Source organism: Salibacterium sp. K-3, assembly GCF_054052005.1.
Map to the genome: position 1 here is coordinate 1973586 of NZ_JBSVZE010000001.1, position 17452 is coordinate 1991037.

At 47.6% G+C, this 17452-nt stretch carries 18 protein-coding genes; all 18 read right to left on the reverse strand.

The genetic code is table 11. From position 1 onward, the window contains the following. Positions 1-14 precede the first annotated feature (14 nt). Entirely contained in the window at positions 15-521 is a 507-nt protein-coding gene (locus tag ACW9JV_RS09745) for a Rieske 2Fe-2S domain-containing protein (RefSeq protein ID WP_457334692.1), read from the reverse strand. A gap of 132 nt (positions 522-653) precedes the next feature. Beyond that, the gene (locus ACW9JV_RS09750; RefSeq protein WP_457333727.1) at positions 654-1124 is read right to left on the reverse strand and encodes a YpiF family protein; all 471 of its coding nucleotides are present in this window, start codon (positions 1122-1124) and stop codon (positions 654-656) included. A gap of 55 nt (positions 1125-1179) precedes the next feature. Beyond that, complete coding sequence (locus ACW9JV_RS09755) at positions 1180-2448, reverse strand: tetratricopeptide repeat protein (RefSeq protein WP_457333729.1); 1269 nt, start codon at positions 2446-2448, stop codon at positions 1180-1182. Between the two features lie 19 nt (positions 2449-2467). Further along, a complete protein-coding gene (locus ACW9JV_RS09760; protein ID WP_457333731.1) occupies positions 2468-3343 on the reverse strand; it encodes a hypothetical protein in 876 nt (291 codons plus the stop codon). Between the two features lie 278 nt (positions 3344-3621). Continuing rightward, on the reverse strand, positions 3622-4722 hold the full coding sequence (locus ACW9JV_RS09765) for a prephenate dehydrogenase (protein WP_457333733.1): 1101 nt from the start codon (positions 4720-4722) through the stop codon (positions 3622-3624). Between the two features lie 89 nt (positions 4723-4811). After that, the gene (gene hisC / locus ACW9JV_RS09770) at positions 4812-5918 is read right to left on the reverse strand and encodes a histidinol-phosphate transaminase (RefSeq protein ID WP_457333735.1); all 1107 of its coding nucleotides are present in this window, start codon (positions 5916-5918) and stop codon (positions 4812-4814) included. 44 nt (positions 5919-5962) lie between these two features. Then, entirely contained in the window at positions 5963-6769 is an 807-nt protein-coding gene (gene trpA / locus ACW9JV_RS09775; protein ID WP_457333737.1) for a tryptophan synthase subunit alpha, read from the reverse strand. Continuing rightward, a complete protein-coding gene (gene trpB / locus ACW9JV_RS09780) occupies positions 6769-7965 on the reverse strand; it encodes a tryptophan synthase subunit beta (protein WP_457333739.1) in 1197 nt (398 codons plus the stop codon). Before trpB ends, trpA begins: the two co-directional genes overlap by 1 nt. Then, complete coding sequence (locus ACW9JV_RS09785) at positions 7943-8602, reverse strand: phosphoribosylanthranilate isomerase (RefSeq protein ID WP_457333741.1); 660 nt, start codon at positions 8600-8602, stop codon at positions 7943-7945. The genes trpB and ACW9JV_RS09785 overlap by 23 nt, the downstream gene beginning before the upstream one ends. After that, on the reverse strand, positions 8603-9358 hold the full coding sequence (trpC, locus tag ACW9JV_RS09790) for an indole-3-glycerol phosphate synthase TrpC (protein WP_457333743.1): 756 nt from the start codon (positions 9356-9358) through the stop codon (positions 8603-8605). Next, positions 9351-10376: an anthranilate phosphoribosyltransferase gene (trpD, locus tag ACW9JV_RS09795; protein ID WP_457333745.1), complete on the reverse strand. Its 1026-nt coding sequence runs from the start codon at positions 10374-10376 to the stop codon at positions 9351-9353. Before trpD ends, trpC begins: the two co-directional genes overlap by 8 nt. Beyond that, positions 10369-11883: an anthranilate synthase component I gene (gene trpE, locus ACW9JV_RS09800; RefSeq protein ID WP_457333747.1), complete on the reverse strand. Its 1515-nt coding sequence runs from the start codon at positions 11881-11883 to the stop codon at positions 10369-10371. The genes trpD and trpE overlap by 8 nt, the downstream gene beginning before the upstream one ends. 329 nt (positions 11884-12212) lie before the next feature. Next, a complete protein-coding gene (gene aroH / locus ACW9JV_RS09805; RefSeq protein WP_457333749.1) occupies positions 12213-12596 on the reverse strand; it encodes a chorismate mutase in 384 nt (127 codons plus the stop codon). A gap of 1 nt (position 12597) precedes the next feature. After that, positions 12598-13686 (reverse strand): 3-dehydroquinate synthase, encoded by a 1089-nt coding sequence (gene aroB, locus ACW9JV_RS09810; RefSeq protein ID WP_457333751.1) that lies wholly within the window; start codon positions 13684-13686, stop codon positions 12598-12600. Then, on the reverse strand, positions 13686-14858 hold the full coding sequence (gene aroC / locus ACW9JV_RS09815) for a chorismate synthase (RefSeq protein ID WP_457333753.1): 1173 nt from the start codon (positions 14856-14858) through the stop codon (positions 13686-13688). Before aroC ends, aroB begins: the two co-directional genes overlap by 1 nt. A 107-nt stretch (positions 14859-14965) precedes the next feature. After that, complete coding sequence (locus tag ACW9JV_RS09820) at positions 14966-15790, reverse strand: CheR family methyltransferase (protein ID WP_457333755.1); 825 nt, start codon at positions 15788-15790, stop codon at positions 14966-14968. A gap of 149 nt (positions 15791-15939) precedes the next feature. After that, positions 15940-16383, reverse strand: a complete 444-nt coding sequence (ndk, locus tag ACW9JV_RS09825; protein WP_457333757.1) for a nucleoside-diphosphate kinase — start codon at positions 16381-16383, stop codon at positions 15940-15942. A gap of 89 nt (positions 16384-16472) precedes the next feature. Then, on the reverse strand, positions 16473-17444 hold the full coding sequence (gene hepT / locus ACW9JV_RS09830) for a heptaprenyl diphosphate synthase component II (RefSeq protein WP_457333760.1): 972 nt from the start codon (positions 17442-17444) through the stop codon (positions 16473-16475). Between the last annotated feature and the right edge of the window lie 8 nt (positions 17445-17452).

Sequence of the window (17452 nt, forward strand, 5' to 3'; positions counted from 1 at the left end):
AAATGACGCCCCTCCTAAACTTGTGGTTCTGCTTTACCGACATAAACCGTTCCTTCACGAATTTCCACTTCGTACTTGTGCAGCGGTTCTGTCGGCGGAGTCCCTTTGATGTTGGTGCCATCCTTCTCATAACGTCCACCATGGCAGGGACAGTAAAATTGATCGGGATAATCTGCATTTGACCCCCAGCTCACTTTACACCCCAAATGCGTACAGGTGGAGGAAAGTGCAATTACTTCTTCGCCGCTCTGATAAATAAATGCTGTCTCCGTCGTTTCTGATGTTACCCAGGCATCTTCCTGTTGATAGGAAAAGTCAAACCGCTGCGGTTCTTCCGTAAGCTCTGACACCTCTGTCACCGCTTTCATTTCCCCTTCAGACTCCGCCTGGAGAACCGGATCAATGGCAAAACGGGCCATCGGCAGTATGATACCTGCAGCCATAAAGCCGCCCACGCCGGTAAGCGTATAGGTCAGAAACTGCCTTCTTGAAACATTATGATTTTGCTCATCGCTCACCAGTATCCCCCCTATTATATAAATTCCGTCCTCCCGGACATTGTTTACACACACATTACAAAACTAGGACATACTCATGATAGCCCAGCCGGCAACAGCCTGTCAATCTTTTGTAGAACCAATTGTGGAGGAATTTCAGCTGTCCCCTTCTTCCTTCCATTTATCCATCACTAATGGGAGAAGCTGTTTCATCTGCTCGGATATTACCTGTTTTTTATAGGACGCCTCCATATTTTCCAAAGGAACGAGAGGCATCCATATCAGAAGGGCATCCAGCTCATGTTCGGCTTTCTTCCAGGAAGCATCTGCTGTAAGCAGGATGATATGTTTTAGTTTTTCCGTTTTCATGGCTTCTATCCATTTGTTGATTTCCGCTGCGGAAGGTTTATGTCCATTACCGGCGAGATAAGTATACGCCGGTGTCAGGAGAATGCGGCCCCGGAACTGTTTTTCAATCTCTGCTGTCATGACAGTAATGAATTCGTTCATTGCCGCACTCTGCCGGATGCCATCGCCAAACTCCACAGGAAGAAGCGGAATCAGTGCCGTATCTACATACTGTCTTTCCTTCACAAACGAAGGAATATCTTCTGTTGACCACCTCATTATGATTCTCCTTTCTTAATGATATTTCCCCGCTCACTGAACGGGGAAATATTGATTATACTCCGCTGTCTTCCAGATCCATCAACAAGTCAGAGAGTTCAGTGTTGGCAGGATCCAGCGTGAGCGCCTCACGGAAAAAGCCGCCTGCTTCCTCCCGGCGCCCCAGTTCCATCAGCAAACGGCCGTAATCCTCCAGAAATGCTGCATTGTTGTTATATTCCTGTTTGATGCCTTTATAAGTTTCCAGGGCATTTTCCAGTTCTTCGGTCTCCCATTGCGCCTTGCCGAGATACCACTCGATTCTCGGATCCTCTTCGCCGATTTCTTTCAGGTACGCCGCCAGTTCCGATATCGACTCGTAATCTTCCTGCGAGAGCCATAATTCCAGAACCGTAAAAGCGGCTTCCCTGTTTCCGGGGTTGAGGGAAAGAGCTTCTCTCAGTCTCTTTTCAGCCGGGGACGGATCATCCAGAGCCATATGAAGTTTTCCCGCTTCAAGAAACAACTGATCATTATACTCGTCCACTGCCAGTCCGTCTTCTGCGGTCTTCAGGGCCTGTTCGAAATGTTCAATCCCTTCATATGCCCGGACCAGGTAAGGATATAACGTAACAAACTCAGGGTCCATTGCTTTAAGTTCTTCCAGCTGCCGTACAGCTGTCTGATAATCACTTACCTGCAGCGCTGTATACCCATAGCCGAACAATGCCTGCGGTTCCTGTTTTTCTTTGATACCTTTTTCGTAATACGAGAGCGCGTCTTCAAAAGCTCCGGTGGAACTGTAGGCTTCTGCCAGACGCAGATCGAGGCTTCCTTCAGGAAATTCAAATCCCTGACGCTCAGCCTGTTTCAGATAAGGGATGCTTTTTGAAAAGTCGCCCTGCTCCAGATAATAATCTCCCAGCCCGGCCAGTAATACCGGTTCATCAGGGGCTTCCTGCAGAGCTGTTTTTAACTTCGATTCGGCCACTTCATCAAGTCCCTGAAGCTGATAAAGGTCGGCAAGCAGCATCTGAGCCTGCAGAAACGCCTCATCATTTTTGTTTACCTCCAAAAGCCACTCTATTGCTTCTTCTTCCTTATCCATATCGACCGCTGTTTCAGCTGCCGTCGTCAAAAGTTCCCCTTCGTCCGGATAATATTGAATAAGTTCCTGAATTAACGGTTCCGCTTTATCCGGTCTGCCCAATTCATTATACAGCTGCACAAGGTCATATTTCTCCTGATGGTCGGCATTTTTCTCAAATTCACTAAGCAGCTGCAGTCCCTTTTCTGTATCCCCGTCCTGGATGATTTCCATAATTTGTTCCAGATTATACTTCAATCCACTACCTCCGTTGTTTTTAAGCATGTTGAATGGAACGCAGACGTCCCGGAAGTATGTCATTGCGGCACTTCCCGGTTCCATCGAAAAACGTGCGGTCTTCTCCTGCTTTCAGTACTTGTCCCCTCATGACAACAACATCAGGATCCCTGTCTGCATACCAATACTGCCAGCTGACATCCATCGTTTGTTCCGTATTATAGTATAACAAATAATCGGCGTCTCCTCGAACGAGAGAACCTTTATCAGGATACAGTCCGCATATCTGAAGTTCTTTTTTATTCAGGAGAGGACCGGAGTCGAAAGGCAGTACAGGAAATAGAGTAGACAGCAGGTTCTCCCACCTGGTTTTTTGGCGGATGTCGGAAAGAGTTTCCGTAGGGGGAAAACGAAACATCAAACTTAAGGAAGATGGTCCGACTGCCTGCCGTATCCAGTCCCAGGAAACACGGCTGCAGTCTTCATACGAAGAAAAAGTAATTTCAATGAGCGGATAGTCGTTTAACGTTATCCAGCGGATGAAAGACGGGGTGAGTTTTCGTGAGGGAATCGAAGGTACGAGAAGATAATCGATGGGAGAATCCAGCTGCCGGTTAATGCTGCGTTCTCGTTCCTTTAGTTCACCACGGGAAGAGGCGCGCATCAACAGAAGAACCGTAGTAACACCTTTCTTTATCAGGCTTGTCCATTTCACCCCGGCGTCAGCCTCCAGAAACGATTCTACTTTGCCTCCTAAAGCGGAAGCTGCAGGCCTTATCACAAATCCCCCGGCATCCATCCTCATGGTTCTTTCATAATGATACCTGTCCCGCCCGGCAATGGATTGATGCTCAACTTTTACATTACAAGTCCTCTTTCTTTCCGGATCTACAGCAGATATAAGCCAGTACGTCATTTCAATTCCTCCTCCCCTTTCCCGTGACGCATTATATGCATGTCAGGCAAAGGAAAGAAGAAAAAGATCTCTCCAGCATAAAAAAAGACCCGGAAAGTAAACGCTTACATTCCGGGTTAACAAAAAGTTATTCCATTGTTGAGTATGGATAGGAGTGGAGAGAAACCATACGCTACTTTTAATTATAACGAATCTTTCATTTTTGTCAATGACTTCAGAAAAAGCGATATTATTTAGAAGGAAACGGCTTTCTCTCCGTTTCCTTTCATACCGATTATTCAGTCCATGATATACGTTTCATACAGGGCCTGCTCCAGCCATGCTTTTCCTTCAAGCCTGTCCCTGTCGGAACGAAACGTGAGCTGAAGCACTCCCATGATATCTTCTCTCGTCTCAATAATTCTGATATTTGTTATACTGATCCCTGTTTCGGCCAGAACTCCGGTGACATCTGAAATAACCCCGGGATGGTCGGGTACATCAACAAATAAGTCATAATAGGAAGGAAGCGCTCCCTTTTCTTTAGACGGGAGGCCATCCCGAAAGGATTTGGCTGAGCCGAAGTATTCGAGAACAGCGGCGCTGTCCTCTTCTTCAATCATAGCTTCCACGGAATCCATTTCTCTTTTCCACTGCTTCATAAGATCCAGCATCACCTGTTTATTATGAAGCAGAATATCACGCCACATTACCGGATTCGCCGAGGCAATTCTTGTAATGTCCCGAAACCCGCCAGCCGCCATTCTCGTTACCAGTTCATCATCCTTATCCGCATGTTTGACCTGTTGTACAAGCCCGGCTGCGATGATGTGGGGGAAATGGCTGATCATACCGGCCAGTTGATCATGTTTGTCCGCTGTTAACTCAATAAAACGGGCGTGGGTCCCTTTCAGCCAGTTCTGCAGCTGAATAATCATATGCGCCGGTGTCCCCTCTGCCGGAGTCAGTACATAGTAGGCATTTTCAAATAAATGTGCTTTGGCAGCCTGGACACCGCTCTTATGGGAACCGGCCATGGGGTGACCTCCGATAAATGTCACTCCTTTTTCGTGAAGGCGCTCCGCTTTTTTTACAATACTGCTTTTCGTGCTCCCTACATCTGTCACAACGGCTCCTTCACGCAAAGGCATGTCCTGCAGTTTTTCAATCATCACTTCTGTTTTGGCTACTGGAACGGCCAGAATGATCAGCTCTGCATCTTCCACTCCATGGGCTGCGTCTGTCGTATCTTCATCAATAACATGCAGGGACCGGGCCAGCTTGAGCTGATTCTCGTCAATATCGACTCCTGTAATATGTACATGATGTTCCTTTTTGATGGACAGGGCGATCGATCCGCCTATCAGTCCCATTCCGATAATACATACTTTCCTCGGCACCTCTTGGTCCTCCTTCATGCTTGCAGGCCGTTTCTGAATGACGTCACAAAACAGACGCCCTGCCTCGGGGCAGGACGACCGTCTGCTCATTACTGATCAGCCGCAATACTGTTTTCGTGCAGGCATTCTTCCAACGCCTCCAGAAATAACTGGTTCTGCTCTTTCTTTCCTGCGGTCACCCGTATGGAAGTCGGAAAACCGAGTGCCTCGCCGGAACGGACGATAAAACCTTTTTTCAAAAGGGAGTCAAACATCCGGCTGCCCGGTATCCCGGTATCCATCAGCAGAAAGTTCGTCTGGGTGGGCAGATAGGAGAGTCCGCGGGAATCGCAGAAAGCCATAAACTCATTCAGTGCCTCCCTGTTCTCCTGCCGGCATGATTCCACATACTCCTGATCATTTATGGCAGCTGCAGCGGCCGCCTGGGCGGCTGTTGTTGTATTAAAAGGCGGGCGCACCGGATCAAGTGTCTCTATCAGCTCCTTTGAAGCCGCTCCGTACCCAATCCGCAGAGAAGCCAGTCCATACGCTTTTGAAAAAGTCCGAAGCACCATCAGATTGGAAAACTCATGAAGGGCGGAGAGTGTATCCGGAAAATCCGGTGCTGTCACATACTCGTAATAAGCTTCATCAGAAACAACAAGCACATCATCAGGGACCTGTTTCATGAAAGATTTAAATTCATCTTCTGCCGTGTATGTGCCTGTTGGATTATTCGGATTACAGATCCAGACAATCCCCGTATTTTCATCGATCCTATCGAGCATCGCAGGCAGGTCATGACACCCGTTTTTCAAAGGAACCTCCCTGATTTCGGTTCCTTCAATAACAGCATTATGTTTATACTGAGAAAACGTAGGTGCTGCCATTACCGTATTTGTTTCCGGCGTTAAAAACGCACGGCAGAGCATTAAAATAATTTCATCCGAGCCTGCACCGAAAATCAGCTGAGATGGTTCCAGATTCAGGCGGGATGCTACAGTTGAACGTATCTCTGCTGCATACCCGTCCGGATACATTTCCAGATTCCAGACTGCCTGTTCATAAGCATCTTTCACTTTCGGAGATGGGCCGTACGGATTTTCATTGGAGGCCAGTTTATGCACCTCGGAAAGTCCGAGTTCCTGCTTCACTTCTTCAATCGGCTTGCCGGGTTTGTAAGGTTCCATACCGACAATCTGTGATTTCACTTTCATCGTTTTCGCACCTCTCATCGTCCTAAAAATCTTCTCTCTCTATCTTACGATGAAATAAGAGAGGACACAAACGATTTTAATGCAGACAGTGCTTCTGATTTCTCTACCGGATTCTGCAGACGATATCTGTTTTCTTCCACCTGTTTCATAATCGCACTTCCAACGATCACCCCGTCACAGACGCCTTTCAGTTTTTCGACCTGTTCAGGGGTGGAAATACCGAACCCGGCCGCTACCGGAACACTGCTGCTGTTTTTTACTTTTTCGATAAATGAATAGGCTTCCGGAGGAAACGTATCTCTCGTTCCTGTAACACCAAGGCTGGATACACAGTATAAAAAACCTTCTGCCTCACCGGCAATTTTTTCGATTCGTCCGCCGGAGGTAGGCGCGGCCAGGGAAATAGTTACGAGCTTGCGCCCCCGGGCCATTCTGCTGATCTCCCTGCTTTCTTCATAGGGAAGGTCCGGTATTAAAACCCCGTCCCCTCCTTTTTCTTTCACCTGATCGAGAAAACGTTCTTCCCCCATGTGCAGCACCGGGTTATAGTAAGTGAAGACGATGACCGGAATCGTCAGCCCTTTTTTTCTCATCTCCGGAATTAGTTCAAGAGCCCGCTGCAGACTCATCCCCTGCTCTAAGGCACGCGCAGCAGAACGCTGCAGCAAAGGACCGTCAGCAAGCGGATCAGAATATGGAATGCCGAGTTCGAGGATATGAGCTCCCGCTTCTTCCAGTCCCAGTGCAATATCGACCGTCGTATCAGGATCCGGGTCGCCTGCCATAATGAATGGGATGAATAACGGATAAGCCGCCTGTTCGGCTGCTGTCTGCACGGTAGTACGCGCCATTATTCCGCCTCCTTTTCCATAAATTCCTTAATGGAATGAACGTCCTTGTCTCCTCTGCCGGACAAGCAGATCACCATTGATTCATCATGGCTCATCTGAGAAGCTTTCTGAAAGGCAAGATGCAGGGCGTGCGCTGATTCCACCGCCGGCAGAATCCCTTCCGTTTTCGTAAGTAGAGATAGAGCATCCAGGGCTTCCTTGTCTGTTACACCTTCATACACGACTCGGCCTGATTCTGCAAGGTGTGCATGCTCCGGGCCGATTCCAGGATAATCAAGGCCGGCGGAAATGGAATACGGTTCGATAATCTGGCCGTTTTCATCCTGGATTAAATAAGTGAGAGAACCGTGGATAACCCCTTTTGTCCCTTTACTGATGGTCGCAGCGTGGTTTTCAGTGTGAAGTCCTTCACCGGCCGCTTCCGCCCCGTAAAGTTGAACATTTTCCTCCAGGAAAGGATAAAACATACCGATCGCGTTGCTGCCGCCGCCGACACAGGCACAGATGGCATCCGGCAGTCCACCCGTTTTCTCCAGCGCCTGTGTTTTCGTTTCATCCCCTATGATTCTCTGAAAATCGCGGACCATTCTGGGATACGGATGCGGCCCTACAACGGAGCCGATAAGATAAAAGGTATCCTCCACATTCGCAACCCAGTACCGGATCGCTTCATTCGTTGCATCTTTCAATGTTTTGCTTCCGGAATGAACCGGCACCACTTCAGCACCGAGCAGTTCCATCCGGAACACATTAAGCTCCTGCCTGCGGGTATCTTCCTCCCCCATAAACACCTTACATTCCAGACCCATCACAGCACATACCGTGGCGGTTGCCACACCGTGCTGGCCGGCACCTGTTTCAGCTACAATCTTTTTCTTCCCCATTCGTTTGGCAAGAAGGGCCTGTCCGATGGCATTGTTCAGTTTATGGGCGCCGGTGTGAAGCAGGTCTTCCCGTTTCAGGTAGATCGAGGCACCGTTTATATTCCGGGTAAGCCTTTCTGCATACGTTAACGGGGTCGTTCTTCCGGCATATTCCTGCAGGGTTTTATGATATTCATCCATAAAAGCTTTATCTTCGAGCGCTTTATCCAGTGCCGTTTCCAGTTCCTCGAGAGCATACATAAGTGTCTCGGGTACAAATTTTCCTCCGAACTTTCCATATCTTCCTTTTTCATCCGGATACATGCTTTTCATTCCTGTTCAACCTCTTTTCCAATTCCGTTACAAGTGCACCATCTTTTTTTCCTTTCGTTTCTATCCCACTGGATACATCGACACCCCAGGGATGAAAACGTACAAGATCTTCTACATTTTCCGGCGTAACACCGCCGGCAATCAACACAGGGATGTTGTGCCTTCTGCCAAATGAAACATACTGCGGAACGTGGGCCCAGTCAAAACGCTGCCCGGTTCCTCCCCACGCTCCTTTCACTTTGGCATCTACAACAAATCCGTCACACACCCCGATATATTCTTCCATTTTCGCCGGCGCTTCTTCATCATGAGGTACGGCTTTCCATATTTCTTTTCCAAAAGCCCCTTTTATTTGTTTCAGGTCCTGTGGTGTTTCTGTTCCATGGCATTGAATGATATCGGGGTTTAATACCTTTACCGCATGGTCGATATCAGCTGCAGCTGCATTAACAAACAGAGCGGCAATATTTTTTCCGGGAAGCGGACATGCTTCGAGCCAGCTTTTTACGTCTTCCGGAAAAACACGGCGACGGCTTTCTGCCATGACAAATCCGGCTGTATCGGCACCCGAACGTGACACCGTCATGACATCTTCCAGAGAATGAAGGCCGCACAGCTTCAGTTTAGGTCCTGTCATTTACAATGCTCCTTTCAGCTTTTTCAGAGCTGTTTCCACATTGTCCTGACGCATCAGGGATTCTCCTACGAGAACAGCTTTGGCACCCGCATTCTGCACAAAAGCAATATCTTCCGCCGTATAAATTCCGCTTTCACTGACCAAAAGACTGCCGTCGGGAATATGACCGCCCAGCTCTTCCGTAACGTAAAGGGAGGTTTCAAACGTTGTTAAGTCCCGGTTATTAATACCAATCAGCATCGGTTCAAACAAACGAAGCACCGATTCGAGTTCCTCCAGGGAATGAAACTCGACAAGCACCTCCATGTCTTTTTCCAATGCTGCGCTGTATAATTCATGAAGTTTTTCCGGTTCAAGGGCGGCGGCAATCAACAGCAGCGCATCCGCTCCCATACGCCTCGTTTCTTCAATCTGCACTTCTTCTATAATAAAATCTTTGCGCAGAACAGGCAATCTGGTTTTCTGTTTGATTTTCGTTAAATAATCCCTTCTGCCCTGAAAATAGGGTTCATCAGTCAACACTGAAAGTGCAGCAGCGCCGCCTTTTTCATATTGACGGGCAATCCCGGCAGGGTCAAACGAAGAACGAATCAATCCTTTTGAAGGCGAAGCTTTTTTCACTTCAGCAATGACCTGTACCTCATCCGGATCCTCGTTCAGCGCCTGTTTCAACGAATAACGGGAAACATCTGCCGTTTCCGGCATAGTCAGACGGTTCAGTTCTTCTTTTTTTGTATCGAGTATCTGATTAAGCATGAAAGGTTTCCACCTCAATCTGCTGCAGATGCTCCACCTGCTGCTGCACGGTTCCGTTGTCCACTGCTTCTGCCGCCAGCCCGGCCCCTTCTCTTAAGGTGCTGCACCTGCCGGCAACGTACAGTCCGGCAGCCATATTCATCAGTAATATATCCCTCGCCGCTCCGTGATTTTCTCCGGCAAACACGCCCCGGATAAGGTCCGCACTTTCCTGGACATCCTGAACGACGGCTTCTTCAACATCGGATGGAAGGAGACCGAAATCTTCCGGTGAAACGGTATACTGATGCACTTCGTTATCTTTCAGTTCTGTGATATACGTCTTTCCGACTGTTGTTACTTCATCCATGCCGTCCTCTCCTGTAACAAACAATGCACGTTCGGCTCCCAGCCTGTTTAAGGTTTCTGCCATCATCCTCCCGTATTCCCTGTCGAACACTCCGATTACCTGGGCTTTTGCGTTGGCCGGGTTCGTCAGCGGACCGAGCAGGTTAAAAATGGTGCGGAATCCAATCTCTTTCCTCGGGGCCACAGCATGCTTCATCGCCACATGGTACAGCGGGGCGAATAAAAATGCCATATGGTGCCGGTGCAGGCATTCTGCAGCTGTTTCCGGAGTTGTCTGAACAGGAATGCCGAGCTTCTCCAGCACATCAGCGCTGCCGCTTTTAGACGATACCGACCGGTTGCCGTGCTTGGCAACGTTAACGCCGACAGAAGACAGGCCGATGGCGGATGCTGTTGATATATTATACGTTGAACTCATATCACCGCCAGTTCCACACGTATCAATAACATTATTTTTGCCATGCTCCATTCGGACAACATGATTGCGCATCGAGACTGCAAAACCTGTCATCTCATCCACTGTTTCACCGCGGTAGCGGAGCACCGTCAGCAGACTGGCAATCTGGCTCTCGGTCGCCCGCCCTTCCATGATCTCATCCATAACCTGTTCTGCTTCTTTTTCCGAAAGGCTGTTTCCTTCCATGCATGTTTTTAATAACTGTTTAAACATGGTGGTTTTCCCCCTCTTTTGAAAACATCGTTTCCGCTGCTTCGACTGCTTTTAACAACGCTGCTGCTTTATTCTGGGTCTCCTCATATTCCTGTTCCGGTATGGAATCCGCAACGATACCGGCTCCTGCCTGAATTTTTGCTCTGCCGTTTTCAACCACCATCGTCCGGATCGATATACACGAATCAATATTGCCATCATAACCAAGATAACAAACGGCGCCGGAATATATACCGCGTCGGTGCGGTTCAAGCTCTTTCAGAATTTCCATAGCCCGGAACTTTGGAGCTCCGGAAACGGTTCCCGCCGGAAAAGAAGCCTGAAGAGCTTCAATAGGCTTCACTCCTTCTTTCAGCCTGCCGGTAACTTTGGAAATAATGTGCATAACATGAGAAAATCTGCCTAATTCAAGCAGAACCGGTGTGTCGACCGTTCCGTATTCCGCTACTCTTCCTACATCGTTTCTGGCCAGATCGACAAGCATGTAATGTTCAGCCCGCTCTTTTTCATCCTGAATAAGCTCATCGCTCAAAGCTTCATCTTCTTCCACGGACCGTCCTCGTTTTCTTGTTCCGGCAATAGGATGAATTTCAACATGGCTGTCCTGCACCTGAATAAGCCGTTCCGGGGAACTGCCGACTACTTCTTTGTTCCCCAGTTTCAGATAAAACAGATAAGGTGAAGGATTAATCATTCTAAGCGTCCGGTATATATCAAAAGCAGATACCGTCACATCCCGTTCAAAACGCTGGGAAAGAACGGCCTGAAAGATATCGCCTGCCTTGATATATTCCTTGATCCGCTCGACATCCTGTTTGAATTTTTCTTTCGGATAATGCAGCTGTACCTTTTCAAAATCGGCATCTGCCTTCTTTTGCAGCGGCGCCTGCAAATGTCCGGTATTCCGGTCTTTTGAGGTCAAATGTTCAAGAAGGCGTGCCACAGCACCGGCAGCTTTTTCATATCTTGAAGATAAAGGAACATCTGTATCCTTATCATAATGGATAAATGTCAGTTCCCTGTTTTCATGGTCCATCGCAATGATCGTTTCACAAAACTGCAGGGTGATGTGATCTTCACGTGGTAATTCATCTTCAGTCTGGAGGCCGGGTTCAAAATCTTCCACGCTGTCGTAAGGGATCACACCGACCGCGCCCCCGCGGAAGGGGATATCCACTTCCGGGGGAGCGGGGGCAAGATAACTGATTGACTGCTCCACCAGCTCCGGCAGGGACGGATGTTCTATAAGCGTTTCTCCTGTTTCGTCCATAAAGACGTAGTTTCCGGTCCCATCTGAAATCGTGTACCGGGGCCGCAGGCCGATAAAGGAATACCTGGACCACGGAGAAGCTTCATCTTTACTTTCAAGCAGAAAGACCGCTTCGTCCTGAAATTTCTGAAACACTTCTATTGGTGTCAATGTATCTGTGAAAAACGTTCGGACATATGGAATCATGCTGTAAGATGCTGCCTGATCCCGAAAGGCTTGAAAAGATGTTTCGGACATGTGCTCACCTCTTTACATAGTGGAAGAAGAGAGCTGTTTGAGGAAAAGAAAGGTATAACGCAGGAAAAAGGTAATGTTTGTTCCCGTATAAACCGGGGGTAATGAGCATGCCTGTGCATTATTTCGCTGCAGGACTTCGGACTTTGTCCAGCACCGGTATAAATGCAGGAGGTGCTCACTATGGATGAATATAAATATAAAAGCCTGAAACAGCGCTGTTTCAGGCATACGTATCTTATCATGCTCTGCTGCGCTCTACTCTGCTATCCTCTTTACACTCTACTCTTCTCTTCTCATTTTCTAAGCTTTTTTCTCATCTTACAGTAATCTTACCGGGAGTCTTTCCTTTTTGTCAACTCTAAATCCGGACGGAGACTTACTGCGTCATTTAAGTATACGTGGTGTACATCCTCCTGTGCAGCTTCCGTTTCGGCTGTCATCATTACCCGTATGCAGAACGGAAGACTTTCCGGTACGGGAATTTCCCGGGCACACATAACCGGGACAAACTGCCAGCCTTCGATTAATCTGGTCGCTTTGGCCGGAAAAGCCGCATCAAGGTCCTCTGTTACCGTAAACCAAATATGCGAAACCTGCTCAGGAAAAATGTCATTTTCCCTTATCATTTTTTCCAGCAGACGTTTTGTGCTGTTTACGATCTGTTCATCATCGTTTTTCTTCACGGTTGTTGCTCCACGCACTCCCCGTATCATTTCAAGTGTCCCCCCTTTTCATCGAGGACAGCAGATGGAGGATATCACTTTCCTGGACTTTCACGGTACATGGATTTCCGGTATCTTCCAAAAGAACAAAAGTCAAATCTCCGTCTCTCGTTTTTTTATCATTTTTCATCGTTTCCATTAACTTAGCTGGGTCAAAGGCAGCCGGTATATCCACCCGGTACCCGAGCTTTTTAAACCACATAGCTTCCTGCTCTACATCCCAGTTCGAATACTGGAGATGATTGCTCAGCTTCAAGGCAAATATCATACCTGCTGCAACTGCTTCTCCATGTGTCAAATCCCCGTAACCTGACACTTTTTCCAAGGCATGTCCGAGTGTATGACCAAAGTTTAAATATGCCCTCACACCGGTTTCTTTTTCATCTTCTTTGACAATATCAGCTTTAACGGCCATGGATTCTTTCAGAAATTGCTTAAGGTTCTCTTTTTTCATATCTTCTGTGCTTTGAACTTCTGCTTTTAACCGATCCACCAGCACAGGATCCTTAATAAAGGCGTGTTTGATCATTTCAGCAAATCCGGAACGCCATTGTTTATCCGGCAGAGAAGCAAGTGTTCCCGTGTCATAGAGAACGGCTTCAGGCTGATGAAAGGCACCGATCAGATTTTTACCAAGCGGATGATTGATGCCTGTTTTTCCGCCTACACTGCTGTCCTGAGCTAGAAGGGTCGTCGGCATCTGCACAAATGATATTCCCCTCATATATGTGGCAGCGGCAAAACCAGCCAGATCACCGGTCATGCCGCCTCCCAGGGCAATGATAACGGAATGCCGGTCAAGTTGGCATTCAATACACGCCGTGAGCACTCGTTCATAGCCTTCCAGCGATTTTGAATGTTCTCCGGCTTCTATCGTATACAGATGCACAGGAAGAATAGGCTCCAAAGCTTCCTGTACAGTTTCCGCATATAGAGGTGCCGTGTTGGAATCACTTATGATCAGCACCCGGCTTTTGTCTTCCAGCATGGGCGCAAGCAGGGTTCCAGCCTGAAACCGAAGTCCCTCTCCAATATAGACAGGGTATCTCCGGCTCGGCGTCTCAATCATTAAGCGCTCCACTAGAAATCCCCCGCCCATTCATTATGTTCCTCTATGCTCCGTTTTATTGCATCTATTCTGTCCGAACCGAACATATCCAGCACTGCAGCAGCTACTTCGAACGAAATAACATTTTCCATAACAACCGATGCTGCCGGCACGGCACAGCTGTCCGAACGTTCAATGCTTGCATTAAACGGCTCTTTCGTTTCAATATCCACGCTTTGAAGAGGTTTATAAAGCGTCGGGATAGGCTTCATCACTCCCTGGATAATAATCGGCATCCCACTCGTCATCCCGCCTTCAAAACCGCCTAGATTATTCGTCTTGCGGTAATAACCGGTATCTTTATTCCAGGCAATTTCGTCATGGACACGGCTTCCAGGCATTCCCGCTGCATCAAAACCGATACCGACTTCCACTCCTTTAAAGGCATTAATACTGACAACAGCCCCGGCAATTTTCGAGTCGAGCTTCCTGTCATATTGAACGTGGCTTCCCATGCCGATCGGTACACCACTGATCACGGTCTGTACAACTCCGCCTATGGAATCTCCTTCAGCTTTGGCATCATCAATTGCCTGTTTCATTTTCTCTTCCGCATCTTTATCCAGGCAGCGGACAGAAGATTCTTCCGTCCGCTCTTTAAGGTCCTCCATGTTTTCGTAATCCACTGTTTCCGCCTTGATTCCGCCGATTTCAAGAACCTGGCCGCCAACATCCATCCCAAGTGTATACAGCACTTTCTTAGCAAGAGCACCTGCGCATACACGGGCGGTTGTTTCCCGGGCCGACGAACGTTCAAGAACATTGCGCATATCTCGGTGCCCGTATTTGACAGCACCGTTCAAGTCAGCATGACCGGGGCGCGGACGGGTAATCTGCCGCTTCACATTTTTCTCTTCTTCTTCGGATAAAGGTTCCGCCCCCATAATTTTAGTCCATGACTGGAAGTCATTATTTTCCACTACCATTGTAATTGGTGCGCCGGTAGTGCGGCCGTGGCGGACACCGCTCTTAAACTGTACCTTATCCTTCTCAATCTGCATACGCCGTCCCCGTCCGTATCCACCCTGGCGGCGGCGCAGTTCTCTGTTAATGTCTTCTTCAACGAGTTCCAGACCCGCCGGAACACCTTCAACAATCGTCGTTAACTGTGGTCCATGTGATTCTCCCGCTGTTAAATATCTCATGCCGATTTCCACTCCTTCTACGGTATTCTCTCTTACTCATGTGTTTATGTATGAAATCATATCATAATGAAAAGCCCGTTGCCGGAAAATATTCACCCTTCCCGCCGTTACACGTCCGCTGTTTTTCTGTAAAAGAACGTGTCTTCTGTTTCAAAGCCGAACTGCGCCGGATTAAAAATCTGTTCGGTGCTGCCGACAAACAGTATACCGCCTTGTTTCAAAGCTTTATTGAATTTTCTGTATACCTCGTGTTTCGCTTCTTCAGTAAAGTAGATGAGAACATTCCGGCATATAATAAGATCGAAGCCGGTTTCATATGTGTCAGCCAACAGATTGTGCTTTCTGTATGTTACGTTCTTTTTAATGTCCTCTGAAATACGGTAACCCGTATCCTCTTTCTTAAAATACCGCTCCACCATGGAGGAAGAAAGTTCTTTCAGGGCGCGCTCGGTGTATAACCCGGCTATTGCCCGTTTAAGAATGACATCATCAATATCTGTTGCAAGGATTGAATAATCACGAACGGGGCTTTTTTCTTTCAGGATAAAGGACATCGTATACGGTTCTTCGCCGGTGGAACAAGCCGCCGACCAGACTTTCAGACGGGAGGTCTGCTCTGCCAGTTTCGGCAGTATAATATCGGTAAGCACATCCCATCGTTTCGGGTTGCGGTAAAATTCGGATACGTTTATCGTCATCCGCTCCAGAAACTCTTCGAGAACAGCTTCATTTCTGCTGATTCCCCTGTTAAAAAAATCCTGGAAGCTCTGGAAACCCCGTTTTTCATAAAAAGATGTCAATCGCCGTTTCATCTGCGCTTCTTTATAAAGCGATAAATCAATTCCCGTTTTATCTCTTACTTTTTCCTTAAACTGATTATAATCCAGTTCTGTTCCGGATGGTATAGATTCTGTTTCGTCCTTTCGGTTCATTCGGTTTCCTCTCCTGTCCAATTCATGCTGTTATTGTATCATGAGACAAGGTGGGTGAATAGTATTTAGAACGAACATCCTGCTTCCTGTTTTTTTCATTTTAAAAAAACACGTCCCCTGAAAAAGGGAACGTGTTCCTGAACACCGGTTTATATCCAGTCACTCAACTGTTTTGTATAAGACTGGAGTTCACTTTTGTCAAAAAACAGATTTATTTCCCGTTCTGCACTTTCGGGTGAATCCGATCCGTGAATCACATTCATTCCGACCTGAACAGCAAAATCTCCTCGTATCGTACCAGGGGCAGCCTCCGTCGGATTGGTCGCTCCCATCATCTTGCGGGCTTCGGCGATAACGTTATCCCCTTCCCATACCATAGCAAAAACCGGTCCGGATGTTATAAAAGATATCAGACCATCAAAGAAAGGCTTATCCTTTAATTCAGCATAATGTTTTTCCGCCATGTCACTTGGAATGTGCATTAATTTAGCTCCTGCAAGCTTGAAGCCTTTCTTTTCAAAACGCTGAACAATGTCTCCGACAAGATTTCGCTGTACGCCATCCGGCTTCACCATAATAAACGACTGTTCCATCTTTATCCCTCTTTCTATGTAATCCTGTTTCAAACCGTTATGATTATACCAAACGTTGAAAGCGTTAGCAACTTACGCTGAAAAGGGCGTCAACTGTTTCTGCTTCCGATATAGGAAGCAATGTCCAGCAGTGATTTTTTGGCTGAAATATCCTCAAGACCATCCAGTGAACGATACGCCTTCTCCAGGTATTTCCTGCTCAAGGTTTTCGAATATTCAATTCCGCCCGACCGGTTGATCATATCCAGCAGCGTGGAAATATCCTGCGGCTCTTTTTCCGGCACGCCGATCAGACGGTTTATTTCACCGCGGCAGAATGAGTCATGATGCATGGCATACAACGCCGGCAGTGTCACATTTCCCTGTTTCAAATCACCGCCGGCCGGTTTGCCGAGTTCTTTTTCTGTGCCGGTGAAGTCGAGAATGTCATCGATAATCTGATATGACATCCCCACATTATACCCATAGTAGTACAGACGGTTCTGATCTTTACGGGAAGCGCCTGCACTGATGGCACCAAGCTGACAGCTTACAGCAATAAGGAGCGCGGTTTTTCGCTTGATTCTTCTTAAATATGTTTTAAAATGCTGATCCCAGTTATATTGATCCCGGATCTGCTCTATCTCGCCCAGGCACATTTCCATCATGGCATTGGAAATCACACGGTGAATGGCTTCATTCTCAAAAAAGGAGGCCTTCTCAATTGCTTTTGCAAAAATATAGTCTCCAGTATACATGGCAACACGATTGTCCCACCGGGCTTTGATTGTTTTACTGCCCCGGCGCAGATCCGCATCATCAATAACATCGTCATGAACGAGAGAAGCCATGTGAATCAGTTCAAGGGCCACAGCAATATGTTTGATACGGTCAATCTCATAGTGTCCGAATTTCGCACTCAACAGGACAAAGACAGGGCGGATCCGCTTGCCTCCTGCATGGAGAAGATGGAGCGATGCTTCCCGCAGCACCGGATGATCCGCTTCCACCGCACGTTCCAGTTCTTTTTCTATCTTTGCGATATCCGGTTTGAGAAACATATACAAGTCCGCCAGCTTCATGATATTCA

Bases quoted from the DNA above. Each gene is read 5' to 3' on its own strand.
- ACW9JV_RS09750 (WP_457333727.1), bottom strand. From the start codon at position 1,124: ATGAGGTGGTCAACAGAAGATATTCCTTCGTTTGTGAAGGAAAGACAG.
- ACW9JV_RS09760 (WP_457333731.1), bottom strand. From the start codon at position 3,343: ATGACGTACTGGCTTATATCTGCTGTAGATCCGGAAAGAAAGAGGACT.
- hisC (WP_457333735.1), bottom strand. From the start codon at position 5,918: ATGAAAGTGAAATCACAGATTGTCGGTATGGAACCTTACAAACCCGGC.
- trpA (WP_457333737.1), bottom strand. From the start codon at position 6,769: ATGGCGCGTACTACCGTGCAGACAGCAGCCGAACAGGCGGCTTATCCG.
- trpB (WP_457333739.1), bottom strand. From the start codon at position 7,965: ATGAAAAGCATGTATCCGGATGAAAAAGGAAGATATGGAAAGTTCGGA.
- ACW9JV_RS09785 (WP_457333741.1), bottom strand. From the start codon at position 8,602: ATGACAGGACCTAAACTGAAGCTGTGCGGCCTTCATTCTCTGGAAGAT.
- trpC (WP_457333743.1), bottom strand. From the start codon at position 9,358: ATGCTTAATCAGATACTCGATACAAAAAAAGAAGAACTGAACCGTCTG.
- trpD (WP_457333745.1), bottom strand. From the start codon at position 10,376: ATGTTTAAACAGTTATTAAAAACATGCATGGAAGGAAACAGCCTTTCG.
- trpE (WP_457333747.1), bottom strand. From the start codon at position 11,883: ATGTCCGAAACATCTTTTCAAGCCTTTCGGGATCAGGCAGCATCTTAC.
- aroH (WP_457333749.1), bottom strand. From the start codon at position 12,596: ATGATACGGGGAGTGCGTGGAGCAACAACCGTGAAGAAAAACGATGAT.
- aroC (WP_457333753.1), bottom strand. From the start codon at position 14,858: ATGAGATATTTAACAGCGGGAGAATCACATGGACCACAGTTAACGACG.
- ACW9JV_RS09820 (WP_457333755.1), bottom strand. From the start codon at position 15,790: ATGAACCGAAAGGACGAAACAGAATCTATACCATCCGGAACAGAACTG.
- ndk (WP_457333757.1), bottom strand. From the start codon at position 16,383: ATGGAACAGTCGTTTATTATGGTGAAGCCGGATGGCGTACAGCGAAAT.
- hepT (WP_457333760.1), bottom strand. From the start codon at position 17,444: ATGAAGCTGGCGGACTTGTATATGTTTCTCAAACCGGATATCGCAAAG.